Origin of the sequence: Capsulimonas sp. (genome assembly GCF_039929585.1) — a bacterium.
Taxonomy (GTDB): Bacteria; Armatimonadota; Armatimonadia; order Armatimonadales; family Capsulimonadaceae; genus Capsulimonas.
Genome location: NZ_JBDSQY010000173.1, coordinates 22,735 through 49,131, shown reverse-complemented (window position 1 = coordinate 49,131; position 26,397 = coordinate 22,735). Strand labels below are relative to the sequence as shown.

General features: G+C 58.7%; 23 protein-coding genes. 14 read left to right on the top strand and 9 right to left on the bottom strand.

Going from position 1 to position 26,397, the window contains the following annotated elements:
• Positions 1-249: 249 nt before the first annotated feature.
• Genes argF through ABIZ35_RS12295 form a run of 4 tightly spaced genes read left to right on the top strand, consistent with a single transcriptional unit; the run spans position 250 to position 4,934 of the window.
• Positions 250-1,215, top strand: coding sequence for an ornithine carbamoyltransferase (argF, locus tag ABIZ35_RS12310; RefSeq protein WP_348220211.1), 966 nt, complete (start codon positions 250-252; stop codon positions 1,213-1,215).
• A 3-nt stretch (positions 1,216-1,218) separates the two neighbouring features.
• Positions 1,219-2,001, top strand: coding sequence for an alpha/beta hydrolase (locus ABIZ35_RS12305; RefSeq protein WP_348220202.1), 783 nt, complete (start codon positions 1,219-1,221; stop codon positions 1,999-2,001).
• A 55-nt stretch (positions 2,002-2,056) separates the two neighbouring features.
• Positions 2,057-3,475 (top strand): argininosuccinate lyase, encoded by a 1,419-nt coding sequence (argH, locus tag ABIZ35_RS12300; RefSeq protein ID WP_348220201.1) that lies wholly within the window; start codon positions 2,057-2,059, stop codon positions 3,473-3,475.
• Between the two features lie 52 nt (positions 3,476-3,527).
• The gene (locus ABIZ35_RS12295; protein ID WP_348220200.1) at positions 3,528-4,934 is read left to right on the top strand and encodes a sensor domain-containing diguanylate cyclase; all 1,407 of its coding nucleotides are present in this window, start codon (positions 3,528-3,530) and stop codon (positions 4,932-4,934) included.
• A gap of 102 nt (positions 4,935-5,036) precedes the next feature.
• On the opposite strand, the gene ABIZ35_RS12290 is transcribed toward ABIZ35_RS12295, so the two are convergent.
• Both ABIZ35_RS12290 and ABIZ35_RS12285 read right to left on the bottom strand, forming a co-directional pair.
• Complete coding sequence (locus tag ABIZ35_RS12290) at positions 5,037-5,708, bottom strand: response regulator transcription factor (protein WP_348220199.1); 672 nt, start codon at positions 5,706-5,708, stop codon at positions 5,037-5,039.
• Between the two features lie 20 nt (positions 5,709-5,728).
• Positions 5,729-7,321, bottom strand: coding sequence for a GAF domain-containing protein (locus ABIZ35_RS12285; protein ID WP_348220198.1), 1,593 nt, complete (start codon positions 7,319-7,321; stop codon positions 5,729-5,731).
• Positions 7,322-7,515: 194 nt separating this feature from the next.
• Between ABIZ35_RS12285 and ABIZ35_RS12280 the strand changes: the two genes are divergently transcribed.
• The 7 genes from ABIZ35_RS12280 (at position 7,516) to ABIZ35_RS12250 (ending at position 13,801) form a co-directional block, all read left to right on the top strand.
• The gene (locus ABIZ35_RS12280) at positions 7,516-8,415 is read left to right on the top strand and encodes a PP2C family serine/threonine-protein phosphatase (protein WP_348220197.1); all 900 of its coding nucleotides are present in this window, start codon (positions 7,516-7,518) and stop codon (positions 8,413-8,415) included.
• Between the two features lie 12 nt (positions 8,416-8,427).
• Entirely contained in the window at positions 8,428-8,670 is a 243-nt protein-coding gene (locus ABIZ35_RS12275) for a hypothetical protein (protein ID WP_348220196.1), read from the top strand.
• Between the two features lie 81 nt (positions 8,671-8,751).
• Complete coding sequence (locus tag ABIZ35_RS12270) at positions 8,752-10,116, top strand: cytochrome ubiquinol oxidase subunit I (protein WP_348220195.1); 1,365 nt, start codon at positions 8,752-8,754, stop codon at positions 10,114-10,116.
• Between the two features lie 2 nt (positions 10,117-10,118).
• Complete coding sequence (cydB, locus tag ABIZ35_RS12265; protein WP_348220194.1) at positions 10,119-11,165, top strand: cytochrome d ubiquinol oxidase subunit II; 1,047 nt, start codon at positions 10,119-10,121, stop codon at positions 11,163-11,165.
• Between the two features lie 94 nt (positions 11,166-11,259).
• A complete protein-coding gene (locus ABIZ35_RS12260; protein WP_348220193.1) occupies positions 11,260-11,856 on the top strand; it encodes a hypothetical protein in 597 nt (198 codons plus the stop codon).
• 2 nt (positions 11,857-11,858) lie between these two features.
• The gene (locus ABIZ35_RS12255; protein ID WP_348220192.1) at positions 11,859-12,482 is read left to right on the top strand and encodes an RES family NAD+ phosphorylase; all 624 of its coding nucleotides are present in this window, start codon (positions 11,859-11,861) and stop codon (positions 12,480-12,482) included.
• Positions 12,483-12,727: 245 nt separating this feature from the next.
• A complete protein-coding gene (locus ABIZ35_RS12250; protein WP_348220191.1) occupies positions 12,728-13,801 on the top strand; it encodes an SRPBCC family protein in 1,074 nt (357 codons plus the stop codon).
• 48 nt (positions 13,802-13,849) lie between these two features.
• Here ABIZ35_RS12250 and fxsT read toward each other — a convergent pair whose 3' ends face one another.
• Positions 13,850-17,050, bottom strand: coding sequence for an FxSxx-COOH system tetratricopeptide repeat protein (gene fxsT, locus ABIZ35_RS12245; RefSeq protein ID WP_348220190.1), 3,201 nt, complete (start codon positions 17,048-17,050; stop codon positions 13,850-13,852).
• A gap of 132 nt (positions 17,051-17,182) precedes the next feature.
• On the opposite strand from fxsT, the gene ABIZ35_RS12240 reads away from it, so the two are divergent.
• Positions 17,183-17,365: a hypothetical protein gene (locus ABIZ35_RS12240; protein WP_348220189.1), complete on the top strand. Its 183-nt coding sequence runs from the start codon at positions 17,183-17,185 to the stop codon at positions 17,363-17,365.
• A gap of 149 nt (positions 17,366-17,514) precedes the next feature.
• Entirely contained in the window at positions 17,515-19,038 is a 1,524-nt protein-coding gene (locus ABIZ35_RS12235) for a right-handed parallel beta-helix repeat-containing protein (RefSeq protein WP_348220188.1), read from the top strand.
• A gap of 50 nt (positions 19,039-19,088) precedes the next feature.
• Here ABIZ35_RS12235 and ABIZ35_RS12230 read toward each other — a convergent pair whose 3' ends face one another.
• Complete coding sequence (locus ABIZ35_RS12230) at positions 19,089-19,859, bottom strand: SGNH/GDSL hydrolase family protein (protein WP_348220187.1); 771 nt, start codon at positions 19,857-19,859, stop codon at positions 19,089-19,091.
• 93 nt (positions 19,860-19,952) lie between these two features.
• Here ABIZ35_RS12230 and ABIZ35_RS12225 point away from each other — a divergent pair, with 93 nt between their 5' ends.
• Complete coding sequence (locus ABIZ35_RS12225; protein ID WP_348220186.1) at positions 19,953-20,396, top strand: luciferase family protein; 444 nt, start codon at positions 19,953-19,955, stop codon at positions 20,394-20,396.
• 103 nt (positions 20,397-20,499) lie between these two features.
• Here the strand turns inward: ABIZ35_RS12225 and ABIZ35_RS12220 are convergent, their stop codons facing one another.
• The 5 genes from ABIZ35_RS12220 to ABIZ35_RS12200 all read right to left on the bottom strand — a co-directional run bounded on the left by ABIZ35_RS12220 (position 20,500) and on the right by ABIZ35_RS12200 (position 26,363).
• On the bottom strand, positions 20,500-21,210 hold the full coding sequence (locus tag ABIZ35_RS12220) for a hypothetical protein (RefSeq protein ID WP_348220185.1): 711 nt from the start codon (positions 21,208-21,210) through the stop codon (positions 20,500-20,502).
• A gap of 143 nt (positions 21,211-21,353) precedes the next feature.
• Positions 21,354-21,590 (bottom strand): ferredoxin family protein, encoded by a 237-nt coding sequence (locus ABIZ35_RS12215; protein WP_348220184.1) that lies wholly within the window; start codon positions 21,588-21,590, stop codon positions 21,354-21,356.
• A gap of 138 nt (positions 21,591-21,728) precedes the next feature.
• On the bottom strand, positions 21,729-22,598 hold the full coding sequence (locus tag ABIZ35_RS12210; protein ID WP_348220183.1) for a helix-turn-helix domain-containing protein: 870 nt from the start codon (positions 22,596-22,598) through the stop codon (positions 21,729-21,731).
• 333 nt (positions 22,599-22,931) lie between these two features.
• Positions 22,932-24,293 (bottom strand): FAD-dependent oxidoreductase, encoded by a 1,362-nt coding sequence (locus tag ABIZ35_RS12205; protein ID WP_348220182.1) that lies wholly within the window; start codon positions 24,291-24,293, stop codon positions 22,932-22,934.
• A 129-nt stretch (positions 24,294-24,422) separates the two neighbouring features.
• Positions 24,423-26,363 carry a basic secretory protein-like protein gene (locus tag ABIZ35_RS12200; RefSeq protein WP_348220181.1) on the bottom strand — a complete coding sequence of 647 codons (1,941 nt, stop codon included), beginning with the start codon at positions 26,361-26,363 and terminating at the stop codon, positions 24,423-24,425.
• Between the last annotated feature and the right edge of the window lie 34 nt (positions 26,364-26,397).

The window sequence follows — 26,397 nt, the reverse complement described above, 5'->3', positions numbered from 1 at the left end:
CCGAAGCACTTTCTACTGCCGCTTGTCGCGCGCTATCGAAGCATGATCAATGCGCCCGCCGCGCCCGGAACGGACGGTGCGATCACGGTGAGCTATGGCGGGCGCCTTTACGAATTGCTGCTTTCGGAGCGGTCCACGCCCTACGGCGAAGCCCTGGTGATGCGCGTCCTCCCGCGTCCGCTGGCGGAGACGTGTCCGGAAGCCGGTGACGGCGATCAGCCCAGCTTTGCTTCCAAATCCTCTCAGCGCATGGCGCCGCCCAATGGGATCTCGCCGATCGCCGATGTGCTCGGCCAGCACGCCCTGCGCGGCCGCGATATCATTGGAATCGAACAATTGACGCGCGCCGAGATCATGCTCATTCTTGACGTCGCCGCGCGCTTGAAAGCGAACAAGTACGACGCCACGCAGACCAAGTTCGCGCAGGGACAGACCCTCGCGCTGCTCTTTGAAAAGCCGTCGCTGCGCACGCGCGTGACATTTGAGGCGGGCATGACCCAGCTTGGCGGCCACGCCATCTATCTCGAAGGCCGTCTTGGCGTGCGGGAAACCGTTCCGGATGTCGCGCGCAACCTGGATCGGTGGATCGACGGCATCATGGCCCGAACCTTTGACCATCAAACGGTGCTGGAGCTGGCTGAGTATGCAAGCATTCCCGTGATCAATGGCCTGAGCGACCGCGAACATCCCTGCCAGGCGCTGGCCGATTTCCAGACTCTGGGCGAGCGCAAAGGGCGGCTGGCCGGCCTGAAGCTGACCTATGTTGGCGATGGCAACAACGTCGCGCACTCGCTGATGCTGCTGGCCGCCAAGGTTGGCGTGGACTTCACCATCGCCTGTCCTCTGGGCTATACGCCGGACGAAGAGCTGTGGAAGGTGGCGCAGGCGTGCGCCGCCGAGACTGGCGCTACCCTGACGATCACCGATGACGCCTTGGAAGGCGTCAAGGACGCCGACGCCATCTATACAGATGTCTGGACATCCATGGGCCAGGAAGAAGAGACGGCGGAGCGCCTGCAAATCTTCGCGCCGTTCCAGGTGAACGCGCAGCTCGTCAGTCTCGCCAAGCCCGACGCGCTGGTCATGCACTGCCTGCCCGCGCATCGCGGTGAGGAGATTACGGCGGACGTGCTGGAAAGCCCGCAGTCGGTGGTGTTCGATCAGGCCGAGAACCGCCTGCACGCGCAAAAAGCCGTCATGTCCCTGGTGCTCTAAGCGATGACGACCGAAGCGGCGGGGTTTCCGGCGACCTCATACTCGCCCGGCGTGGACGCCGCCGGGCCGGTGGGCGCCCCGCCGATTGTCTTTCTGCATGGCGCGAGCTACACGCGCAAAGCCTGGGGCATGCAGCTCCAGGCGCTTTCGGATGAGTTCCGCGTCTACGCTCTGGATTTGCCAGGCCATGGGGATTGCCCGAGCGCCGAATACGATTGGGACGCCTCACGAACTTACGTCACTGGTTTCCTGCGGGACATTGTCCAGCGCCGCGCCCTGCTCGTCGGCGTCTCGCTTGGCGGCTGTCTTGGAATGACGATTGCCGGTGACGATCCTCAGCGGATCGCGGGCCTGATCGTCTCGGGAAGCACTTTTGACGCGCGGGGCAAAGTCTGCGCGCTCGTCCTGCGCGGCGAAGCCTGGACGTTCCGCCACCATGAGCCGCAATTGACCCGCCGCTTTCAAGCCTGGGTGCGCGGCCGCCTGCCGTCCGAGTTCGCCGAACCGATCGTCTCGGCGGGATGCCACTGGGAATCGGCCGCCCGCGCGGTGTTATCGCTGACCGGCCGCGACTTCGCCACGTCTTTGGGCCGTTATGATGGTCCCACGCTGATCTTAAATGGATCTCGTGACTGGGTCCATCGCAGCGCCGAGGGCGTGTACGTTCGCGCCGCTCGAAATGCGCGCGCGGCGACGATTCCCGGCGGACACATCGCCAATCTGGATGCGCCCGAAGCGTTCACGGAGGCCGTGCGCGCTTTTGCGCGGCAATTATTTGTTCCATAAGCCACCCCTGAAAATATCAATTCGATAAAATAGTACACATAATAGGAAACAATTCATGACGGATAACGTAGTCAAGAACGCCCCGAAGCTTTGGGCCGGGCGCTTTAGTCAGGAAACCGATGCGCTGGTGCATCAGTTCAATGCGAGCCTGTCCTTCGATAAGCGTCTTTGGCCTTACGATATCGAGGGCAGTTTGGCGCATGTGAAAATGCTGGGGAAGTGCGGAATAATCCCCATAGAAGACGCTCAGACAATTGTCGAAGGATTGGAGACGCTGGCGGCGGATCTGGGAAGCGGCGCCGTCGTACTGGACCTGGGAGCGGAGGACGTTCACATGGCGGTCGAGTCGCTGCTCACGCAGCGGCTTGGGCCGGTGGCGGGGAAGCTCCATACCGCGCGTTCCCGCAACGATCAGATCGCCACGGATATCCGTCTCTATGTGAAGGATGCGCTCGCCGACCTGGACGAAAAAGCGGAGCGCGTGCAGAGCCGATTGGTCGAATTGGCGTCGCAGCATCTGGATACGCTGCTGCCAGGCGTGACGCATTTGCAGCACGCGCAGCCGGTGCGCCTGGCGCACCATCTGCTGGCTTATTTTTGGATGCTCTCTCGGGACCGGGAGAGGCTAGCCGATTCGCTCAAGCGGACGGACCGATTGCCGCTGGGCGCGGGAGCGCTTGCGGGAACGACTTTTCCCATCGATCGCCATTTTGTGGCGGAGGAGCTGGGCTTCTCCAGTGTGATCGAGAACAGCCTGGACGCGGTTTCGGATCGGGACTTCGCCATTGAAACCGTCAGCGCCGTTTCGATCCTCATGATGCATCTGTCGCGGCTCAGTGAAGAGCTGATCTTATGGAGCTCGCCGGAGTTCGGTTACGTGGAGATGGGAGACAACGTCACCACGGGCAGCAGCATCATGCCGCAGAAAAAGAATCCCGACGTAGCGGAGCTGCTGCGCGGCAAGACGGGCCGTGTTTACGGTGACCTGACCGCGCTGCTGACGATCATGAAGTCTCTCCCGCTGGCCTACAATAAGGACATGCAGGAGGACAAGGAGCCGCTGTTCGACGCGCTGGATACGGCGTCGATCTCGCTGGCCGTGCTCCATACGTTGCTGGGGAATATCACGTTCAAGACCGACCGCATGGCGGGCGCTCTGCGCGGCGATTTCTCCACCGCGACCGATTTGGCGGATTATCTGGTGCGTCAGGAATTGCCGTTCCGGCAGGCGCACGAAGTGGTGGGAAAGATCGTCGGACGCTGCGTGGCCGAGGGCCGCGCTCTTGAGGATCTCAGCGCCGCCGATCTCGTGGAAGCGTCGCCTCTGTTCCAGGGGGTGGATGCGGCCGCACTGATCAGTCCACGCGGCAGCGCCGACGCCCGCGTCGCTTACGGCGGCACGGGACGAGCTGCTGTCGAGGCGCAGCTCGTCCGCGCTCAATCTTGGCTGGAGGCCTTCGGGCCGGGGGCGTGATCCGAAATCGTTTCGGATCGACGCTCGCCGGTGTCGATCCGGAATGAAACCAATGCGCATCAATAAATTGTGGATCCTGCTGGCGCTGCTCGTCCTGGTCGTCGTGACCGGCGGCGCGCGCTCCCCCTTGATCTTTCTGCTTCACCTGCCGATCCTGATGGTCGCGATGCGCACCCGCGCTCGCCTTGGTCTCCTCGTGGGGCTTTTCGTCTCTGTCGTCTATCTCGCGGCCGCACATTTTCAGATCCCGCAAACTCAGAGGGCGGGAATGCTCGTCGCCGGCATGGCGCTCAGCTTCCCCGCAGTCGCGGTTTTCGCCGCCCTGCTGCACCGCCGGATGGAAGACCGCTATCTGCGGCTCAGCACTCGCTCGCGTGAAATGAAGACCCTGCTCGATATGTCCCAGATGATGGATGCGGCGTTCGATCTCGACATGACGCTAAACCTCATCCTGCTCAACGTCCAGGAAATCACCCGCTGCCAGGTCTGCGCCGTGTATCTCAAGGCCGATGGGGGCGACATCCTGGAGCTGCGCGCCGCGAGCGGTCCGAGCGACCGTGCGCCGCTGGCTCCATCGATCCGTCTCGCCGACGCCCGCGCCGAGCGCTGGGCGCTCGACGACAATGCGGCGCCGGGCGCGATTGCGCCTGCATTTTACGCTCCTCAGGCGATCCGCGTTTCCGACACTCCGCCGCCGCCTTTGTATACGCTCGATCAGCGTGCGCGTTCCTTCGCCTGCGTTCCCCTGACCTGTTTGGAAGGATTGCTCGGCATGCTTTATGTTGGGTATGACCTGCCGCAGGGAATGGATGGGGAAGGGCTGCGTCGCCTGGAGCAGCTCGTCGGCCGCGCGTCGTTCCCATTGCAGCGGGCTCTGCTTCAGCAAGGGTTCCAGTTCCTCGCCTTCCGCGACGCCAAGACGGGCCTCGACAACTATCGCCAGTTCGAGCAGAATCTGGTCAGTGAGATGAACCGCGCCGAACGGTACAACCACCGGCTGTCCGTGATCCTCCTGGACATCGACCATTTCAAGCACTTCAACGACACCTACGGCCATCCGGCGGGCGACGCCCTGCTGGCCCAGCTCGCCGTCGTCCTTCAGAACTGCTTGCGCGGCGCGGACCGCCCGGCGCGTTACGGCGGCGAGGAGTTCGTGGTGCTGTGCCCGGAAACGGGAAAAGAAGAAGCGAGATTGATCGCCGAGCGTATCCGCAAAAGCGTCGCCGAAACGCGCTTCACTCTGGTTCAGGAAGGCGAAGCCAAGGACGGGACCACGCAGGAAACGCAGTCCACCGTCCACGTCACCGTCAGCCTCGGTTTCGCGACATTCCCGCAGGACGCCCGTTCCTCCACGGACATCGTCAAGCGCGCCGACCTCGCCCTCTACGCCGCGAAGAACGCCGGCCGTAACGCCGTGCGCGGCCACGAAGACATCAGCTCCCGGCTGGCCGTGGGGTGATGTCTTTGTGATAGTTTACGATAGCGCCATGGATTTGAATGTCCATGGCGCTGTTTCCATTTCCGACATTAACGCTTTGCTTAGGGGTGATTTAGTGTCCTGTTACGTAGTCTCCAGAGAAATCACGCCATGCCGGGCAGCCCAGACCACGGCCTGGACGCGGTCGGAGACGCCGAGTTTGCCGATGATGTGCTCGACGTGGGTTTTGACCGTGCCTTCGGAAACAAAGAGAGTGTGGGCGATATCGCGGTTGTTCAGGCCGGTGGCGAGGAGCCGCAGGACTTCTAGTTCCCGCGTGCTGAGGGGCTTGATCAGGTCGGTGTCGCCGACGCCTTCAGGGTTGACCCCGCGCAGCATTCGGGTGAGGTCTTTCGCGCAGAGAAGAGCGTCGCCATTGGCCACCGTGCGCAGGGATTCTAAAAGCTCCTTGGAGCCCACGCCTTTGAGCAGATATCCCGAGGCGCCTCCGGCGACGGCGCGCGCCATGTAGGTGGGGTTGTCATAGGTGGTCAGCATGACCACGCTGATTTCGGGATGCTGGGACTTGATGGCCTGGAGCGTGTCCAATCCGTCGCCGCCCGCCATGCGGATATCGAGCAGGATCATGCGCGGCCGCATGGTTTCCAGCAGCGCCATCGCCTCCTTGCCTGATGCAGCTTCACCAATGACCTGAAATTCCGTGTCTTCCAATAGGCTCTTGACGCCATCGCGCCAAATTCCGTGGTCATCGACCAGAACGATCGGGACTGGCTCCGTTGTTTCTTCTTCTGTCATAGTGGTTATTCTTTTCGAGGTCAGCGAATGACCGGGAACACGGCGTGGATCTGCGTTCCTTCTCCGGAACGGCTGTGCACGGCGAACGAGCCGCCCATTAATCGTGCTCTCTCCTCCATGCCCTGCAGGCCGACGTGCGCGTAATCGTCGATACGCTGGTCCGGCTCAAAACCGGCGCCCCAATCGCGGATGTTCAGTGCGAGCTGCGTGGAATCGTCGAGCGCGGCCGGCTCACTGAGCAGCATGAGGCGCACACGACCTGCGACGGCGTGCTTGCGGATATTGGTGAGCGCTTCCTGTGCTACTCGATACACGGCGGTTTCCAGCGTTTTGTCGAAGCGCTCGTCGGCGATATTGTGCAGAAACTCGGCTTCGGTCCAGCCAGCTCGCGTCTTTTCTTCGGCGAATAGCTGCTCTAATGCGCCGGCGAGGCCCAGGTCGTCCAGCGCGAGTGAGCGCAGGCCGTTCACCAGGCGGCGGGACTCGATCACGGCGTCGCCGAGATAGCGCAGGCCTTTGTCCATTTCGCGCATGGCGCGCTCGGCGTTGCCTTTATGGTAGGCGATCTTGAACGCCTCCATGTGCATGTGCGACGCCATCACGAACTGCGTGAGGCCGTCATGCAGATCGTAAGCGACGGCGCGGCGTTCTTCTTCCTGCGCGTTGATGAGGCCGCTGACCAGCGCTCGCTGCCGGGACAGCATTTGCAAATTGTGGATCGCCACTGCGGCGTGCGCGCCCAGGGCCTGCACGGCGATCTCATCGGCTTCGGAGAACCGCTCCTCGCCTTGTTTGTTCGTCAAATAGAGACTTCCCAGGATCGTTTCGCCTTGCCGAATTGGGACGCCGAGAAAACTGTCCATTGGGGGATGGTTCGGCGGGAAGCCATGTGTATTCGGGTGGTCCGCGAGGACATCCATACGCAGCGGCTCGGAACGCCTCAGCAGAAGTCCGAGGATTCCCGCGCCGTGCGGGCGTGGTCCAATTGCTGCTTCTTCCTCTGCGGTCAGGCCCACCGTCACGAACTCCAGCAGTCCCTGGCCGTCCGGGCGCGCGACTCCCAGGGCCGCATATTGCGCGCGCGCCAGCGTGCGCGCCGCGTCCGCGATGTGGCGCAGCGCCTCCACTCCCGTGCGGCTCGCCAGAATGTCCAGCGCCACGCGGCTCGCCGTCTCCAGCACGACCCCTTTGTCTTCTTCGAACGCCTCCAGCGCCGCAAGGCGCTGGGCCGCTACACGGGATTCCGTGGCGTCCCAGACGAACAGGATAATTCCCATGATCGCGCCTCGTTCGCCCAGGATGGGGCCGGCGTTCATCACGACGTCAATGTGCGACCCATTCGCGCGTTTGTGAATCCCTTCCACTCCTTCGCTCTTCGCGCCATGTTCGGCGCGTTCGAAGATCCGTTGTGTGGGAAGATCGCCAGCATCCAGCAATGCGTCCAAGCCCATCCCGATTGCTTCCTCGGCAGGGTATCCATAGGTCCGTTCGGCGGCGGCGTTCCAGCAGACGATCCGCCGGCTCCGGTCCAGCGCGATGATCCCTTCGCTGGAAGTGTCGAGCAGCGATGTCAATGCGTATGCATCTAAGAATGGGTTGGGTGTTTCAGACATAGTTTGGACCGCCATAGAGAGTATATCATTTCCCCGCGCGCGGAGCTATCGGCGAAATGGCGGATTTATGCGGGATAAGAGCAGAATCCGCCAGATAGGGGATGGCGGGGCGGCGGCGATTTGCTAGAATGGTGTTCACACGGGGCGCCGATATACGGCGCGGACCCGTCAATGATGCTTTCTTGGAGACGCTAATGACTCTCATGAATACTTCGCCGGTCGCGGCGACAAAAGCTGGTGGACGATTGGAGCTGACGGTAGCGGCCCGCGACTGCGGCGCCTGCCAGTCTCAAGTCGACCGCTGGTCGGATAGCCAAGCCGATCAGATGCGAAATCTTGAAGCGCGGGAAAGCCGTCTTCAAGATCATCTGCGCAACATGGTCGCGCCGCTAGATTTGGAAACCGTTCCTGGCCTGGATATCGGAGTTCAGTACGTGGCGATCACGCCGGGGCTGACATTTGGCGGTGACTTCTACGATGTCTTTCCGCTTGGCGGCCATCAGTATGCGCTGGTTGTGGGCGAGGCGGGCGGCGACGGCCTGGAAGCGGCCGAGCAAGCCGTGGTCCTGCGTCTCCTGATGCGTTCTTCGCTCTGTTCTCATCTGTCGCCTGGGCCGGCCATCTCGGAAGTGAACCGTCTTTGTGTACGGCGAGGCGCATTGGCGGAATCCGCTTCCGTGTTTGTCGCTGTCTACAATGCGCGCACCGGGACGCTGACCTATGTGAACGCGGGGCATGAGCCAGCGCTGCGCCGCCGGGGGCGCACGGACCGGGTGGAGCTGCTTGCGCGTACTGGTCCTCGTCTGGGGGAAGTGGACGGCGAGGAGTACGAAGAGCGTGCGACGATTTTGAGCCCTTCCGACACGCTGGCGATCTACACCGACGGTTTGATCGAACACGCGCCGCGCTGCAACCCGTCGCTGGGAATCGCGATGCTGATGCGGCGGGTCTGCTGCAACGATGCGCACGGCGCCGCGCAGCTGGCGAAATGCGTTTTTCAGAGCACGCGCGGGGATTCGCCCGCGAATATTTTTCGTGATGACGCCTGTTTGATGACGATCGTCCGAACCGAGGCCGTTCCCGCGGAGCGCTGAGGAGTGATCGGCATGAGCGTCATAGACAATGGACAACGGGTGAATTGCGATGGGCAGGGCTGCGCCGCGACGGCGCGCGTCCCGGTCGCGCTGCGGTCCGTGCTGGGAGCCGCCACGTCCGATACGGAGCGGCCATCCGTGTATGGCTGGCTGTACGTCATTCGCGCAGGGCGATGGAGCCACTACTGCCCTGAGTGCAATGTGGCTTATCTTTCTTCGCTGGCGGCTTTAGACTGCGATCATCTCTCTATATAGTCAGCGTACTTTCAGAATTGTTGGGCATACTGCACCTAGCAGCAGCGTCTCCGGCGATATACGCCTGGGGAGAGGAGACTTATGGACGCACTTGCTTGGCACCGATTTCAATTCGGCTTCACCATTACTTATCACTATCTGTTTCCGCAATTGACGATGGGGCTCGCGTTTTTGATCTTTGTTTTTAAGGTCATCGCCCTCAAGCGCGGCGATCCGCGCTATCATGACGCGGCGCGCTTTTGGGCGCGCATCTTCGGCATCAACTTCGTGGTCGGCGTCGTGACAGGGATCCCCATGGAGTTCCAGTTCGGGACTAACTGGTCGCGCTTCTCGGATTTTTCAGGCGGCGTGATCGGCATCACGCTGGCGATGGAGGGGATGTTCGCCTTCTTCGCGGAATCGGCGTTTTTGGGCCTCTTTCTCTTTGGCGAAAAGAAGCTCACTCCCAAGATGCATCTCCTCTCCGCGTTCATGGTGTTCTTCGGCTCGTGGCTGTCCGGGTACTTCATCATCGTGACAAACGCGTTTATGCAGCATCCCGTCGGTTACTCCGTCACTTCGAGCGGGCGGCTTCAGCTTTCGGATTTCTGGGCCTATCTTTTGAACCCCTGGGCGATCTGGCAGTATCTGCATAACCAGAGCGCTTCCGTGGTGACGGCGTCCTTCGTGGTCGCCGCTGTCGGCGCCTTCTGGACATTGCAGGATAAATACCGAGAGTCCGCGCGTATCTGTCTCAAGGTTGGCGTCATCGCGGGGCTGATCGCCTGTCTGCTGCAAGTATTTCCGACCGGCGATATGCACGGCAAGATGATGGCGGAGTACCAGAAACCGGCGCTGGCGGCGATGGAAGGGAAGTTCGAGAGCGGCGACAGAGCGGAGCTGGCGATTATCGGCCAGCCCGATGTGAACGCGCGCAAGCTGATCAACCCCATCGTCGTTCCCGGCATCCTCAGCTACCTGGCCTACGGCAGCTTCGGCGCGAACGTCAAGGGCCTGAACGACATCCCTAAAGACCAGCAGCCGGACAACATCGAACTGCTGTACTACGCTTATCATATCATGGTGGGCCTGGGGACGATCTTCATCGCCATCATGGGCCTGTCGGCGCTGCTGCTCTGGCGCAACCGTCTGGAAAAAACGCGCGTGATGATGTGGGTTCTGATGCTCGCCTTCCCGTTCCCCTATATCGCCACGACCGCCGGCTGGATGGTGGCCGAGCTTGGCCGGCAGCCCTGGCTGATCTACGGTCTCCAGCGCACGATCCATGGCACATCTCCCACGGTCGCCGCCGGCAATGTCGCCTTCACCACGCTGGGCTTTATGGGTCTGTATTTAGGAATGGGAATATTGTTTCTCTACTTAATCAGTAAAGAGCTGGCGAAGGGGCCGCAGCAATCGACCGATCTGCCGGGCGCCGGCGGGCAGACGCCCGTGGAGGTGAAGTAATCATGGAAACCCTCTGGTTCATCGTCATCTCCCTGATGCTGGCGGCTTATGTCGTACTGGATGGCTTTGACTTCGGCGCGGGCATTCTGCACCTGTTCGTCGCGCGCAGCGACGTCGAGCGGCGCACGGTGCTCGGCTCCATCGGCCCGGTCTGGGACGGCAACGAGGTCTGGCTGATCGCCAGCGGCGGCGTGATTGTCTTCGCCTTCCCGCGCGCCTACGCTGCTGGCTTCAGCGGCTTCTACTTGCCCCTCATGATGGTTCTGTGGCTCCTGATCCTGCGCGGCCTCTCCATCGAGTTTCGCTCCAAGGAAGAAAGCCCGATCTGGCGCAGTCTTTGGGACGGCGTCTTCTTCATGTCGTCCACGCTGATGGCGATCGTGCTCGGCGCGGCGCTCGGCAATCTCATTCGCGGCGTCCCGCTCGACCAAACGGGTTACTTCAGCGGCCCGCTCTTCACCAACTTCCAGCTCGGCCCGCATCCCGGCGTGCTGGACTGGTACACCGTGAGCGTCGGCGTCCTCACCCTGCTGGTTCTCGCCCTGCATGGCGCGCTTTACCTCGCCTGGAAGACCGACGAGGAAGTCAACCGCCGGAGCATCATCGCGGCGAAAGCGCTCTGGCCCGCTGTGCTGGGCGTCGGCATCGTCGTCACCTATATGACTTCCCAGGTGCAGCCACTGATCTTCCATAATCTCGCCGCCCGCCCCTGGATCTGGCCGCTGGCGCTGCTGGTTCCCGCGTCCCTGGTCGCAATCGTTTTCCAGCTCAAGCAAAGGCGCGAATTGCCCGCGTTCCTGGCGTCCGTGGTCTTCATCGCCATGCTGCTCGCTTCCACGGCGGCGGGCGCCTTCCCGAACATCCTGATCTCGACGCTCGATCCCGCCTACACCGTCACCGTCTTCAACGGCTCCTCCGGCGCCCTGGGCCTGCGCATCGGCGTCACCATCTGGAGCATCGCCATCGTGCTGGCGATCGGATACTTCGTGTACCTGTTCCATTCGTTTCGGGGGAAAGTGGATGTGGAGAACGACGCCCACGGGCATTGATCGTCGAAGTCGCCAGAACTAGCTTGACATTTCTTACAGGCATCTCTTACAAATGTGGTAATATATTTAAGAGAGATTTGTTCAGGAGAGAATTATGTCTAGCAATTCTTTGGCGGGGCGTCAAATTGAAGAGTGCTTGATCCTTGTTCGGCAGCAGCTGGAACAGAGTGGGCCGGAAGAACTTGGCGGCACGCTGGCGTTGTTTCAGAAAGTCCTGAAGACGCCCTCTGTCCCTCGGCCATCCGCCAAAGCTGCGCTCGTTCATCGGCTTGCGGAAGGCCGGACTTACACTCCGGCCGAGGCGGCTGCTTTGGAGCTTGCGGTAAGCCGAAAGGCGTTCGCGCGACGACAGGAACTGCTCGCGGGCGCTTTGAGCGCGACGCAAGTCGCGAAGCTTCTTGGAACAACGCGTCAAACGCCTCATGACCGAGCAGGCAAAGGCGCTTTGCTGGCGGTGATGGACAATGGACAGCTGCGGTTTCCGCTGTGGCAGTTCGACTCGGATGGACCGAACGGCGTCGTCAGGGGATTGCCGGACGTGCTGCGTGCGCTTGATGTCTCGCCGCTCGCTCGCGCCAGTTGGATGACGCTGCCTAACCCTTATTTGGAACACCGCACGCCGCTCCAGGCGATCAAAGAGGGTGATGTCGAGCGGGTTATCGATCAGGCGCGCGCCGTTGGAGCGGTCTGACTTTGGCCCTCCTCGATCCTCCACCCGGTTTTGGCTTGCGTCAGCCCGTGATACGCACGCTGTCCGTGGGGGCGCGTCTCGTGCGTATCTACGACCCGACCCAGCACAACACCCAGCCTCTCACTTTCGTCCAATACGGACCTCGCAATCGATTTGACCACCACCGTCCGATAGGATCTTCTCCATGGAACGATCCGGATCGGGGCATCTATTACGCGGCCAAGGCGTTCTCCTGCTGCATCGCCGAAATCTTTGGAGACACGCGCATCATTGACCGTCCGCATTTGCGGGTGGCAATGCCTTCCGTCACGCGCAAATTGCGTCTTTTGGACTTGCGTGGAGCAGCGGCAATGGGAGCAGGAACGATTGCCGCGCTGAGCGGGCATGGAGATCGAGCGCTGACCCAGGCATGGTCGCGGTACTTCTATGAGGAGCCATCACTGGCTGCCTGTGATGGTCTTCTTTACCACGGAGCGCACAACGCACAGGTGGCGTATGCGCTTTACGAGCGGGCGCGAGATGGGCTGACGTGTTCACCGGGAGATGTTTGTGATTTGAACGAGCCATGGCTGCGCCCGGAGCTCCTGCGTATCGCTCTTGAGCATGGGATGGATGTGTTCTTGTAGCTTCAATCCTGAATAATGGGCAGGCGATATCTATCGCCTGCCCATTGTTATCTCAGAGTGTGGTTACTTCACGAACGCGGACTTCAGGCCCTGGGCGGCGAAGGCGTTCGCGGCTTTTGCTTTGTCGAGCACGGCTCATCGGCTCATTGTAACCGCGCTGTAAACTGTGATATCATAAGGGCAGCATGGTTTTGCATCACATAGCGATTTTGTAATCACGGCGGTGCAGGAATAGGAAGCGACGCATGACCACTTCTCCCTCCGGGGATCCCCGAATTTGCGAAGAATGCGGCTACTCCTTGCGGCCGACGGACATCCTCTGTCCCGCCTGCGGCGTCGCCGCGCCCATGCCGCTAAGCTCGTCGTGGACGGATTTGCGTATGCCCCCGCCGAAACGGGAACCGGGCGGGCGGGCGATCTTGATCGGCCTGGTCGCCGCGAACGTCTTCGCCATTCTGATGATGTTTCTCACGAACTGGCTGTTCCGCAAGGGAGGGCCGAACAACGGGCTTTATCTGGCGTCGGACTTCACGGTGCTGCCGCTGTCGATGGGGATTTTGATGGCGTACTGCTGGCGTCGCCTGGACCTGACGATGGTGGAATACTTCGGCTTTTCCGTGATCAGCAGCTTGATTGCGATTGTCGCGGCCTACTATTTTCTCAGGGAAGGCGTTATCTGTCTGGGAATGGCGGCGCCGCTCCTGATGCTGGTGATGGGGCTTGGCTGCTTCATTGGCAAGGCGATCTTTTCCCGCAACAACCGTACGCTCAACTTCAGTATTGCGCCGCTCCTAATCGCTGTTGTCGTCGCCGACAGTCTGTCGCCGCACCACTTCCAGGGCGCCTGCGTCGACACCATCACCATCAACGCCCCGCCCGAGCGCGTCTGGCAGTACATCGCCGACTACCCCGCCCTCACCGAGAAACCGCACTACTGGCTCTTCGATCGCGGCCTCCCCATGCCCATGACCGCTACCTCCGACGGCGCCTACGTCGGCTCCCGCCGCACCTGCGTCTTCAGCCACAACGCCATCTTCGACGAAAAAATCGTCGAAGTCGACCCCGCAAAAAAGCTCACCTTCGATATCCTCCGACAGCCCCCCGACCCTGAACTCGTCGGCCACCTCAAACTCGAACGCGGCCAGTTTATCCTAAAACGCAATCCCGACGGCACGACCACGCTGACCGGCACCAGCTGGTACAAGCTCAACGTCTACCCGGTGACGTACTTCGACTGGTGGACGCAGGACGTGATCAGCCACGTGCACCTGCGGGTGATGGAGCATATCAAGACGCTGGCGGAGGGGACAGGGAAATAAGTGATTATAGCTTTGCTTTGGCCTTGGCTATAGAGATGAATTGACAAATCACCTACGTCCTGTTGAGTGTTCCATATGGCGAAGATTGTAGCGTTGTCCTCGCAGTGCTTCCTTCGTCTGTGGGTGCTCTAGCCCAAAATTCTTCTCAAATGTAGGAATAAGCCATGTGTAAATTGCCTCCGATTCAGTGAATCTATCGTGATCTGCATAAAGAATGGCTAAATTGAGGTTGGTTCCAAGCGTGTCAGGGTGTTCTGTGCCAAGTATTCTCTCCTGGACATTTTTGACGTGTAAATGAAGTTTTTGTGCCTCATCGAATTGGCCTAAATCACCGTAACAACTCGCAAGGTTGTTGATGGATGCGAGCGTATCGGGGTGCTCTGGACCGAGTATATTTCCTCTCCTCTCCTTCGCTTCTAGATAAAGTAATATTGCTTCATCGTATCGTTCTTGGTCGTTATAATGAACCGCTAAATTATTGATGGAGCTAATCGTATCAGGATCATTGATCCCAAATTCTTTTTCTCTGATTTTTCTAACTAACAAATGCAGGTTCTCGGCTTCATTATATCTGCCTTGATCGTCGTATAGCATTGCCAAATTGTTGATGGAGTTGAGTGTATCTCGATCTTCAATACCAAATACTCGTTCTCGGATTTCCTGAATTTGCAGATAGAGGGCCTCAGCTTCGCTATGTCGTCCCTGATTTCTATAAAGGCTTGCGAGGTTTGTGATGCAAATTAGCGTGTCGGAGGCTTCATGCCCTAGCAATCGCTCGTGAATTTCCTTGGCTTCTAAAAAGAGTTTTTCTGCCTCGGCAAATCTACTTTGATTTTTGTAGAGAAAAGCTAGATTGTTAATAGAACTAATTGTGTCATAATGCTCCGATCCCACAGTAGCCGTTAGCGCCTGGATTGCGGCTGTGTATAAGGTTTCGGCTTGAGAATACTGGGCGCGTTCATCTAAGTATGAGGCAACTCGGACAAGCAATATGCCGGTTTCATAAGAAACAATATTGTGTTCTTTAATGTAGTTGATACATCTAAGGGCATGAGGCATCATTTGATTGCACGATTGCCAATATTTAAAATGGAATGATGGGAACTTTTGAGAGAGGACATGTATTGCCAGGCTCTTCCAAACTACTTGTTCTACTTCATGAATTGTGTCACTAATCACAATTTGCACTAATCGGTGGATACTTAAGCTTTCATTTTCGCCATCGCGAATCAAAAGCGAATAACGACAGGCTTCGCCGCAAATCTTCTCCCATAAACTTGGGGTGGACGCATGAGACCAGAGGCTGCCAAAATGGGGGCCACCCTGTGTGAATATGCTTTCTGGAATATTCGTGGGTGCAAGAAATGCGGTGCAGCGCAGAAGATTGGCGGCGTCTGCATTAGAGGCTATCACTTTGTCGAAGGCGAGTGAGAATGTGACGGTGACCGATTTGTGATTAGGATCAGCCATCTCTCCGCGCTGTGAAAGTAATTCTGCCGCCCTTACCCGAAATTCATTCAGATATTTGGATGGAGAAACGTTGGCTTCCTCAATATAAGCTCCTGCCTGATCTAATGCAAGAGGCAAAGCTACGGTTTCGGCCACAATTTCGAGGGCAGCCGTACGATGTTCGGGTTTGGCGGCACTGAGCATTTCATCTCCAGAGAGAAGTTTTGCACGGCGCAACAGGAGAAGCGCTCCATCTTCGGGTGAGAGCAAAGGCAGAGAGATGGCGCGAGCATAGACGCCAACAGCGCGCGGTTGGGTAGTGATGAGGACATGACCTTCATACCGATCAGGGAGATATCCGCACGCGGTGGAAAGATTGTCGTCGGCATTGTCAAGGACAAGTAGCCAATTGGTGTTGGCCGCTAGCCATCGTTTGACTGCGTTTACGGCTAAGTCTTGATCAGTTTCTTTCGCTTCCGGCAACTGGAGATGTGCAGCGATTTTTGCGAAGTCGTCGCGCAATGTTGTATCGGATTGCGCCTGTACCCAGAATATTTTCTCGTAGTCGTCTGAATGCTGATGACAGCAACGCGTGGCGCAGCAAGTTTTGCCTTCGCCCCCCATGCCGGTCAATGCCACCGGCTGCGGATGCGCTGGCGTCAGTAGCATTTGCCGTATTTGGGCTAGCAGTGGATCGCGACCAGTGAAGAACGGTGGGTCGGCTGGTATGCTTGGCAATGGCGGAACCGGACGATCTTCTGCTTTAGCTCTGATAGGACTCGGCATTAATTCTTCGTTTACGTATTGCTGGATGAAACTCAACATGTAGAACGCGGATGCTTTAGCGGCGTAATCGTGGTAGGAATCGTCTTTCTCAGGATCGGCATAGTCGCAGACAGATTTCACAAGCAGCGAATGAACGCCAGGATAGTCGTGGACAACACGGTAGAAAGTTGCCCCTTCCATTTCTAGGCCAATCGTATCTCTCACAGGAATTTGCGCGTCCGCGAAGGGCTGGTCGGCATGGACTGCATTGCCGCTAGCGATAGGCGCAACTTGTCGTTCACACTCGGGCTTATCGATATGCCCAAGTTGAAGGAACCTGTCGGTTTGCAGGCCGAAATCGGTCAATTTGAGTTCGGGTGTCAAAATTGGCGTCGGGCCGTTTTTCATCTCCTCAACAATCTGTCGATAATCGGGAGCGTGGGCCGAAAGTTCCGTTGGTCGAATGGAACGAATGGATATTTCAGGGTTCTCAAGCAATTGATCAATTAGCCAGTCTCGCTGTTGTCGCCTCGAAGGGGGGCGAGGCAATGCCTTGACGAGTTCAATCCAGTCGTCAAAAAGACGTGCGTATTGCAGGGTCGTTTGGTTTGGATGCCAAGGCGTCGCGTTATGCTGGTGAACCTGTCGTCCGAATTCATCCTCTATAAATTTGCCTGTGTCGGATAAAAACGCCATCTCACCGACGATGATATTGCCGAGCGCCGTCTTTAGTCTATCGCCTGCGCAGATACCGGTCATTCCTACGAAGCGAGGATGACATTCGCTCATCAGTGCTGGTAAATGAAGGGCCATTTCCTCTGGCCCTTTTTTCGGCGCCCATGAGACGTGTACGTCCAATTGCTCGCCTCGATCATTCACGATAGTTGCCTTGCGATACTCACGCCTATTTGCGCGGATATAACCAGCCGTGAACATAACATCACAGTGTGTGGAAATTACGTCCAAAACGGCGCGCGCTTCTTTTTCAAGAGCGCACACAATCAATACATCGCACGTCGTGTCATCGGTAGCCATAATTAATCCTGAAAACGAACCTGTCACAAATACTTGCTCTCTTGCTGGAATCATTATACAATAATCGAGAGGATGGCGAGAGAGCCTGGCGTGATTTGTCTAAAGACGCGAGAAAGTTAGTGGGAGGCCGACATGATGAACGATATGAACGTCTCACTTCCGAAGGCGCTAGAAGATGGCGCGGCGCAGGAACGATTGGAAACTCTGTTGCTAGAAGGCTTGGAGAGCGGCGATCCTGTTCTCGTCACTCCCGATTTCTGGAAGCAGCTTTGGGAGCGTGTGGACACCGGCAAAACGGAAAAGCACAGCCGCTGAGTTCGAGCATTAGTCGTTAAGCGCTCGCCAAGATTGCTCATTGACACCAGGCGGCGCGAATGTTATACTGATTTCGTAAACGTTTACGATAATTGTAGTGTCTATCGCGCCAAAGCGGCGGCCTCGTTTTGTTCGAAGGAGAATTTGCCGTGACCCATTCGCCGAGAAAGATTGTGCTTCGTGGGGGCTGCGCCATGATGTTGGGCGCATTGTTTTTTGTGGGCGATGTGCGCGCTTCCGCTGCTGGGAAGACTTATTATGTTTCGGCTACGGGGAACAACGCGAATGCTGGGACGCTGGCGCTACCCTTTCGAAATATTCAGTATGCGGCGAATTTGGTTGCGCCGGGCGATACGGTGTATGTGCGGGGCGGGACGTATAAAGAGCAGGTGAAGATCCGGCGGTCGGGATCGGCGGCGGGGGGCTATGTGTCGTTTCGGGGCTATTCGGGCGAAGTGCCGGCGATCAGTGGCGCGGGGCTGTCGCCGAATGGGCAGTCGGGGCTGGTGGATATTGCGAACCAGAGTTATGTGGTGGTGCAGGGGTTCGATATTGGCGGCTTTACGACGGCGAGCAGCAGCAATGTGCCGGTGGGGGTGTTCATTTCGGGGGCGGGATCGAATATTCAAATCCTGAACAACCACGTCCACAATATCTCGACGACGGTGACGACGGCGTCTGGGAATGCTTTGGGGGTTGCGGTTTATGGGTCGAGCGGAACGGCGTCGATCAATAATCTGGTGATCAGTGGCAATGAGGTAGACCATCTGACGACTGGGCAGAGCGAGTCGGTGACGGTCAATGGGAACGTGCAGAACTTCCAGGTCACCAATAACAAAGTCCACGACAACAATAATATCGGGATCGATGTGATTGGGTTTGAAGGGACATCGCCCGTTGCTGGCGTCGATCAGGCGCGCGACGGCGTGATCAGCGGCAATCTGGTTTATAACATCACGTCCGCGAAGAATCCCGCCTATGGCGGCTCGCTGGGCGCGGATGGGATCTATGTGGACGGCGGGACGCGTATTGTGGTGGAGCGCAACACCGTGCACCATGCGGATATTGGGATCGAACTGGCCTGCGAGCACAAAAGCAAGGTCACGAGCTATGTCACGGCGCGCAGCAACGTTGTTTATGCGTCATATATGGTCGGCGTCACGATCGGTGGGTACGCAGCGAATGTTGGCGGGACCGATCACTGCACGATTGTCAATAACACGCTTTATCAGAACGACACCAATTCGACGGGAAGCGGCGAGTTCCAGATCCAATATCATGCGACGAATAATATTTTCGATAACAATATCGTCTCGGCGACGGCGCAGGGGCTATTCGTCAATAGTTTTACCGTGAACTCGGTCGCGCCCTCGACGCTGAATAATAACCTGTACTTCAGTTCCGTGGGCGCCGCGAATGGGACATGGCTCTGGAACAATGTCGAGCGCGACGGCTTCACGACGTTCCAATCGGTGACCAAAAATGACCTGGCGTCCAAGTTCGCCAACCCGCAGTTTGTGAACGCCGCCGCTTTTAATTTCCGAGTCGCCGCAGCCTCGCCCGCTGTGGGCGCAGGCGTGAATCTTGGGACGTCGGTGGTAGGGATATTAGACAACGGCGGCGCCTCGCGCGTCATTGGAACGAAGATCGATATCGGCGCTTACGAGCAGTAAATCGTTCGTAATAAGCAGCCCCGCCGGCGATTGCCGGCGGGGCTGTGTCGTTATTTGCGGCGGCCGTGGTAGTAGAAGGCATCCACAGTCCGCATCCATTCGTCGGCCATCAGCTTGTGGCCGGAGTAGGTGGGGTGGACGCCGTCCCAAACCCAGTAGGCGACGGGGGCTTTCGAATTCTTGATGGCGTCGTCAAACAGCTTCTGGTAGTGGACGACGGGAGCGTGGTACTTGACCGCCAGACGCTCGACCGCCGCCTGCCGCTTTTTGATCTCGGCGCTCCATAGCTCGGGCCGATCGTGCGTATACGAACCCGGCTCGATGAACGGCTCGCCGAGTACGATTTTCAAATTTGGATTGGCGCTGAGCGACTCCTGCAAAATCTGATCGTAGACCCGCTCGTACTCCTCCGCCCCCACACCGTCGGTTCCGTTGCTTCGGACCACGCTGAGAGTATCATTGACCCCAATCAGTACGCTCAGAATATCCGGCTTCAGCGCAATGGCGTCCGTGGTCCAGCGCTTGGCGAGATCCGTCACCTTTTCACCACTAATCCCCCGATTGAGGAATGTCCAGTTTCCCTCCGGATGCCGCGCCCCGCAGGCGCCGGCGATCATGTACGCATAATCCTGGCCCAGAATGTGGTTCTGATCGTCGTTCAGCCAGCGTCCGCCCTCGGTGATCGAATCGCCTTGGAACACAATCCGCGCGTCTTTCGCGAACTGCGGATCGCCCTCTGATTTCTTGGCGGCCGAAGCCGCCCCAGAAAAGCCCGCCAGCGCGACCGCCGCCAGAGCGGCCATCATCCATTTTTTGTTCATAAAAAACCATTCTGAATCGGAAATTGGACAGTATTCTTCGAGAATTATTATACAATAATCACGAGAATGCGCGCCATTTTGGCAAGGAGTGCTATGTTTCGTTTCGTTACGACCCACCTGCGGTTTCTCGGCAAAGTCCCGGGTCTGGTTCATGTCTTCGAACTCATGCTGATTGTCGAATCGATGCTCTTTCACCGGCATCTTCTTACCTGCGTGCGCACGGTTGAACGGGAAGCGCGGTCGTGGCCGGGCGTCACGCTCAGCCTCCATGCACTGGGCGGAACACAGTTCGATCTGGGACGGCGGGAGATCGGGCACGTGCACGGGAACGGACTGGTGGATATGCTGTTTACGAAGGCGATCCGGGATGAGGTGATCGCGGCGGGCCTTGCGGAGCCGCATCATGTCTATGACAAGTCGAACTGGATCAGCTTGTTTATGCAGAGCGACGAGGACGCACGGACGGCGATTGCGCTGCTGCGGCGCAACTACGAACGCCTGCTGGCGATCGAAAATAATCGCACGACGGATAGATAATCGTATGATGCGTTCTTGACGAGTTCGCATAATATATTATGTCTCAGTATGTTATGTTGACTTGGTAAATATTTGCGCCGGGTACTTGTATTGCTTCGATATACTATCGGATAATATTGACCGCGCGGCCGGCGAGGAGGACGATGACGAGGAGGGAGATACCGGCCTGGACCATGACCAGAACCTTGGCCCAGCGGGAGAGGACAGGGGTGTCGGTGGGTGAGAGGGCGGTGCTGGTGTTGAAGGCGAGAAAGAGATAGTCGACGAAGGTGGGGGACCAATCCGCGATGCCCATGCTTCGGCGCTGATCGGGGGAGAGCGCCATCTGTGGGAAGAGGAAGGCGTCGGTTTCGTGGCCGGCCTCCATGTCGCGGCCGTGAGGGCCGCCGCCGTCGAGACGCCAGTACCAGCCCGCGAAGACAATGACGTTTGTGAGCCAGAGAGCGACGGCGGAACGGAGCAGCTGCAGCGGGGTCTCGGCATGTGTCGGGAGCGCTTTGACCAGCAGAACCAGGGAAACGATCATGAAGCCGGTCACAACCAGCGAGAGCAAATGTCCCAGGATGCGGTTGACGCGGCAGTTTCCTCGTTTGTAAGTGAGGATCAATGGCGCCAGCAGGGCGGCGATAAAGGCGGCGAGGCCCCAGCGTGGGCCAATAACGAGGGACTGCGGGAGCGCCGCGTAAAGTCCTCTCACCGCTAGAATCGCGATCCAGGCCGGCCAGCGGGGCTCCGGGACGACATCCGGCCCAATGTCAGGATGAGAAATCTCGGCGACCAGCGTCTCAAATTGTTCACGAGAGTACTGTATCACGGCCTCACGGCAGGCAGCGTTGCCTGCATGCTTCTGTTGTTAGATTACCTGAATTCACAAACGTTTTCATACAATAGTAAATAAATTTTCGATAAAAAAAGCGCGCTCTGTTAAGAGCGCGCTCCATGTTTGGAAGGATGGCGTTATTTCTTCGCGTAGTCCGCGTTGATCTGGATGTACTTGCTCCACTGTTCGGGAACTTCGTCCTCCATAAAGATCGCGTCCACGGGGCACTCGGGCTCGCAAAGGCCGCAGTCGATGCACTCGCTGGGATCGATATAAAGCTGGTCGTCCGCTTCTTTGATGCAGTCGACGGGACAGACGGCGACGCAAGATTTATCTTTGACACCGATGCAAGGCTCAGTAATGACGTAGGGCACAGTCATCTCCTCCTGAAATTCAATGGTTCTATTATACACGCAACCCGCGCGGAAATCGTGCGCGCAAAGGTAGCCAAGGGAAAAGTTCCCGCGAAAAGGCGATCTTGACCCTTGGCCGCCTCCAGAGCTGGCTCGCTTTTAAATACGGCCCTTTTGCTGGCTGCGCAGCAGGGCGTGCTTCGCCATGACGGCGAAATCGTCCTTGTGCGCGATGACGCAGCGGCTCTTGCGCGCGTATGGACCGGAGATCAGATCGTTATAGATCCCGACCGGCATCTCTTCGTATCCGCAGGGAAGGGCGGCGTCGGCAGGGACTGTCTTACGGCTGCCGTCGCGGATAATGCTCGCGAGTAGGCCGGTTTCCTCAAAGTTGTTGGCGCCTGCGAACTGCACCAACGGATAGAGCGTGCGGCCGATATCGCCCCAGAATACCGTGGCGTGTCGGCGCGCCGCCATGCTCGCGGTATCACGGGTGGCGAAACCGATCGCCAGGGAGATGTGCTTGCCATCGATCTCAATAATCTGTGAGAACGCGGTGTCCTGAAGCTCTTTTTCCTTGGCGTTGGGCCATTGATGCAAGAATGGCTGGGCGGGTTCCCACTCCAATTCCCTCAGTTCCTCCAGCGTGGGCAAAGGAACAGCGGGCGGCAGAGCGGCCACCGCGCCGATTGTCGGTTTCACAAACCCAGCCAGAGACGCCTTGGAGGGACGTCCCCGCCGTCGGGGCGCCTGCAAATTCAGCGCCTCGCCCAACTCGGCTTCTTCCTCGTCGCTAACCAGGGAGTTTATCGAGTTCGGGCGGTAAACACCGGCGGGCGAATCGTCCGACTGCTCTTCCATGAGTGTTGCGATGAGCTCCAGAGCGGCGTCTTCCGTCGTGCGCCATCCCCCGCCAAGCTGAAAACCCTTGAGTCGACCGGACTCCAATTCGGCGAGAATGACCGCCTCGGAGACATGGAATTCGGCCGCAACCTCTCTGGGTGTTAATACGCTTAGCCTTCCTGCCATAGTTTTACTGCCTTCCTAACTTAAGATCGATCAGCCTGTTATTTAATATTCTCTACGTGAATTCAGAACTGTAGATTGCGAATACAAGAATTTCTGCATTCAACACTATTATAGTTCTTAGCAAACAAAAAAGCAATGTTGGGATTGTTAGAATAGCAATATGTGCTCGCTGAAATAATTTTGAAGCGCCATATCAAAAACTGAGAAGCAGAGGGTCGTATTAATGACAGAGACGAAGCATAACGTGAAATGTTCTAAATCGCGTATCGATCATTTTTGAAACAATATTAGTGATACGCATCCGCGCGCCGATTTGTTTTCGCGGCGTTTGGTTTAGATCTGAGCCCCTTGCGCGTTGAGCCGCCGCCGCAGTTCGTTCGTGTCGATGCTTCTGGGTGAGATGTTTTGCGCGACGCTCATGGCGGCGGCCAGCCCGGCGGCTTCGCCGAAGGCGCGGCAGTTCTGCTGGATGCGCACGGCGGCCTGCGCGGCGAAGGTGGCGGACAGGCAACGCCCAGCGACCAGTAAATTCTCCACACCCTGCGGCAGCAGGCAGCGATAGGGGATTTCGTGGTAATGCCCTGGGGGCAGATACTTCATGACCAGGCCCTTTTGGGACTTGGCGGTGTGAATGTCGATCGGGTAGGAGTTACGGGCGATGGCGTCGGGGAAGCGCGCTTCGGAAAGAAAGTCATCCTCGGTCAGGGTGTAATCGCCGACGATGCGCCGGGATTCGCGCACGCCGACCATCGGCGCAATCGTCCCGATATAGGCCCCCTCGAAGCCCCCAATGTACTCTTTGAAGAACCTAGCGATGCGCCGGATCTTCTGGCGTCCGACGATCTGCGCCTGCGAAAGATCCCACGCCGAGGTCGCCGAAAGGCCGGTGATGCGCGGACAGTTAAACGCCAGCTCGCCCGGCCGTCCGAGCATGGAGAAAAATTGGAGGTAGCCAAGGTCGTCTTCGGCCAGCACGCCGGCCTCAATCGCTTTGCCGATCAGTGGCCCGAGCGGCGTATTCTTCGCTTCACCTGCGCCGATCTCGAAGAGCGGGTCGCGCGAGTAGCAGTTCATGCCAACTTCGTCGACCAGAAACGCCGCCGCGCCCTTTTGATCCACGCCCGCCATGGCGAAGCGCAGGGACATCGGCTGGTTATGGCCATCCTCGGGATCGCCGGACACCGTCGGCGCGCCAGCGCGCAGCGCCACATCTGCGTCTCCGGTGCTGTCGATCGTCACGCGCGCCTCAATGGCGCCGCGTCCATCTTTATTTTCGACGATCACTCCGCGCAGCACGCCATCTTCCACAATCGCGTCGCTGATGAATGTGTGAAACAGAACGCGGACCCCGGCCTCCGCCATCATGTCGTCCAGAACCAGGGCAAGCGTGATGGGGTTAAACCAGAGCAGATCGCCGGTGCGCTCGGTAGGGGGAGGATCGATTTTGGCGGCCCGGTGGATGATCTCGTCGTTGATCCCATGGGTCAGCGACTCTTCGAGCATCTTGTTGGGCATCATCGGCGTCACCCATCCCGCCGACTGCGTTCCGCCCAGCTGCCCCAGCTGCTCCACGATCAGCACCGACGCCCCCGCCCGCGCCGCCGCAATCGCCGCCACCACGCCAGCGGTGCCGCCGCCGCAGACGAGGACTTCGGGAGAGGCGATGGTGGGGAGGTGGGTGATGTCGGTGGGCATGGATGAGGCTTTCTTCTGTGTCGATCAGGCGCACCGCCTGCGTGACCCACCCCGGCGCTAAGCGACAGGGTGGGTCATCTGGGAAAGATGTGCGCGGACGATCGAGCTATTCAGTGAATTATACCCCGCTTACGAAATCGTCATCGTGACCGACGGCCGGTGTGGGGGCGGCGGGACAGTCTTGATGAACTCGCTCCAGAGGGCGTCCAGGTTCTTGCCCGTGATTTGTTCGAACATGGCGTCGTGGTAGTCGCCGGTCTTAAGGGCGCCGTCCAATCTCAAGATCAGGCTGCGGTCGTACTTGCCCTGCGCCCAGGCGATGAATGCGGCTGTGGTGCGGTAGGCGTCGGTGTACTTGGCCTTTGTCGGATCGACGCGCGGGCGCGGAACATCGGACTCGTAGCGCCAGAAGCGGATATAGTCGGCGATGCCTTCGACGAGCCAGCCCGGCTTGTCGCCCTTATCCGGGTAACTCTGAATGACGTGGGTCAGTTCGTGGATGACCATGCCGAAGTCGTCCGGATGGTCGGTAATCCACTGGGTGCTGATCGTGATGCCGTCGCCGTCCGTGTAGGCGGGCGCGTCGTTCTCATGCTTCAGGATCAGCTTGAGGGTTTTGGGCGCCTTCCAATGATCCGTGGCGAGAAACGGCGTGATGAGCGGGAACCACTCCGTCACGATCTTTTGTGCGTTTTCGGCCCACGCTTTTGTCTCGGGAGCGTCCGTCACGTCGATCGTCACCACCGGGGGCGGGAGCATTTTTCCTAAGGTGAAGGTCTGATGCGCCAGGAACGCCGGGGTGGGAGCATCGGGTGTTTTCGGCGTGGCGACCACGGCGGGGAGAGGGCTGGGGGCGGCGGGGCCGGTCAGCGGATTGCCTGCTTCGGCGCCCTTGAGCGCGTCGTACCGCGCTTTGAGGCTCTCATCACCGTTCGTCACCATCTCATGGGAAAGGACGATCGTCTTCGCGAGACGGACAAACCGGATGACACGAACGTCCTTGGTTTCGAAGCTGGCGAGCATGGTGGTCGCGAAGGTCTTGTAGGCGTCGCCGACACGACCGTCGCCCGTGAGTTTAAGCTGATCGGAAAGCGCCTCGATCGCCGCGCGCTGCCCGGGCGTCGCCCAGGCGATCACCTGCGAATAGGGCGTCTTGAAGATCGCGTCGTCCGAGATCTTGGCGTATCGGCGCAGGAAGACATCGGAGGTGCAGACGGGAGTGTCGATGGAATCGTCGTTGATGATCGTATAGGCGAACGCTTCATCCATGCCGACCTTGCCGTCATTGTTGTAATCGGCGCCGGTCGTGCGCTTTCCCAATCGATCCTCGCCGCTCAGGGCGGCGAAGAAGTAGCTAGTGAAGTCGCGATAATTTTTCTGATTGATTTCCGTCGTACATCCGGCGGCGGGGCGCTGGGCGATGCTGGCGAAGAAGCCGCAGATGTTCCGATCCGTCAGCGGCGCGACAGGGTCGCCGTTTTGGAAGATCAGGTTGCCGAAGCTTCCGGAGAAGCACTGCGCCATCACGACCGTGACGGGCGTTTTCGCGGGCAGCTTGCCGATCGACGAGGCGAGGTTTTTGACCGTGAACTCGTTCTTATCCCACATGTCGAATTTGTTGTTGTCGACATCGCCGCTGTCGTTCGGGCTGCCGTGTCCCGTGAAGTAAAGCAGGGAGGGCTTATCCGCCGCCGTCTTCGCGGTGAGGTCCATGGCGCTCTCGACGCTTGCAGGAACGGTTGGCGCGTCCAGCGCCGGAAGCTTGGGCGCGCGCGTGACCTCGTTATGCCGCCTATTCTCGTACAGCACGGTCTCCGATTTCGGATTTCCGTCGGCGAATAGAATCCGCGTGTCGGCGCTGGGAGGCAGCAAGCTCCGCACGTACACGACATTGCTTTCGATGGCGACCTGATTGTGCTTGATATCCGGCCCGCCGCCGACGATCAGCGCGCTCAGCGGCGTGTCCGGCTTCGGCGCATTCTTATCGGCCGCGAATGTCGCCTGACAGACGCCGGCGCTCGCCGCGAGCGCGAGAATCGTCACCAGAGAGACGTGGGAAGTAGACTTCATTGCGTGTGCTTTCTTGGATGTTGGGATGCGAAAT

What these genes read in the sequence shown, in the direction of transcription:
- ABIZ35_RS12200 (WP_348220181.1), bottom strand. Translation starts at nt 26,363, where the DNA reads ATGAAGTCTACTTCCCACGTCTCTCTGGTGACGATTCTCGCGCTCGCG.
- ABIZ35_RS12275 (WP_348220196.1), top strand. Translation starts at nt 8,428, where the DNA reads ATGAGCGTCATAGACAATGGACAACGGGTGAATTGCGATGGGCAGGGC.
- ABIZ35_RS12210 (WP_348220183.1), bottom strand. Translation starts at nt 22,598, where the DNA reads ATGGCAGGAAGGCTAAGCGTATTAACACCCAGAGAGGTTGCGGCCGAA.
- ABIZ35_RS12290 (WP_348220199.1), bottom strand. Translation starts at nt 5,708, where the DNA reads ATGACAGAAGAAGAAACAACGGAGCCAGTCCCGATCGTTCTGGTCGAT.
- ABIZ35_RS12270 (WP_348220195.1), top strand. Translation starts at nt 8,752, where the DNA reads ATGGACGCACTTGCTTGGCACCGATTTCAATTCGGCTTCACCATTACT.
- ABIZ35_RS12225 (WP_348220186.1), top strand. Translation starts at nt 19,953, where the DNA reads ATGTTTCGTTTCGTTACGACCCACCTGCGGTTTCTCGGCAAAGTCCCG.
- fxsT (WP_348220190.1), bottom strand. Translation starts at nt 17,050, where the DNA reads ATGGCTACCGATGACACGACGTGCGATGTATTGATTGTGTGCGCTCTT.
- ABIZ35_RS12250 (WP_348220191.1), top strand. Translation starts at nt 12,728, where the DNA reads ATGACCACTTCTCCCTCCGGGGATCCCCGAATTTGCGAAGAATGCGGC.
- ABIZ35_RS12280 (WP_348220197.1), top strand. Translation starts at nt 7,516, where the DNA reads ATGACTCTCATGAATACTTCGCCGGTCGCGGCGACAAAAGCTGGTGGA.
- ABIZ35_RS12260 (WP_348220193.1), top strand. Translation starts at nt 11,260, where the DNA reads ATGTCTAGCAATTCTTTGGCGGGGCGTCAAATTGAAGAGTGCTTGATC.
- ABIZ35_RS12305 (WP_348220202.1), top strand. Translation starts at nt 1,219, where the DNA reads ATGACGACCGAAGCGGCGGGGTTTCCGGCGACCTCATACTCGCCCGGC.
- ABIZ35_RS12240 (WP_348220189.1), top strand. Translation starts at nt 17,183, where the DNA reads ATGATGAACGATATGAACGTCTCACTTCCGAAGGCGCTAGAAGATGGC.
- argF (WP_348220211.1), top strand. Translation starts at nt 250, where the DNA reads ATGGCGCCGCCCAATGGGATCTCGCCGATCGCCGATGTGCTCGGCCAG.
- ABIZ35_RS12230 (WP_348220187.1), bottom strand. Translation starts at nt 19,859, where the DNA reads ATGAACAAAAAATGGATGATGGCCGCTCTGGCGGCGGTCGCGCTGGCG.
- cydB (WP_348220194.1), top strand. Translation starts at nt 10,119, where the DNA reads ATGGAAACCCTCTGGTTCATCGTCATCTCCCTGATGCTGGCGGCTTAT.
- ABIZ35_RS12285 (WP_348220198.1), bottom strand. Translation starts at nt 7,321, where the DNA reads ATGTCTGAAACACCCAACCCATTCTTAGATGCATACGCATTGACATCG.
- ABIZ35_RS12205 (WP_348220182.1), bottom strand. Translation starts at nt 24,293, where the DNA reads ATGCCCACCGACATCACCCACCTCCCCACCATCGCCTCTCCCGAAGTC.
- ABIZ35_RS12295 (WP_348220200.1), top strand. Translation starts at nt 3,528, where the DNA reads ATGCGCATCAATAAATTGTGGATCCTGCTGGCGCTGCTCGTCCTGGTC.
- argH (WP_348220201.1), top strand. Translation starts at nt 2,057, where the DNA reads ATGACGGATAACGTAGTCAAGAACGCCCCGAAGCTTTGGGCCGGGCGC.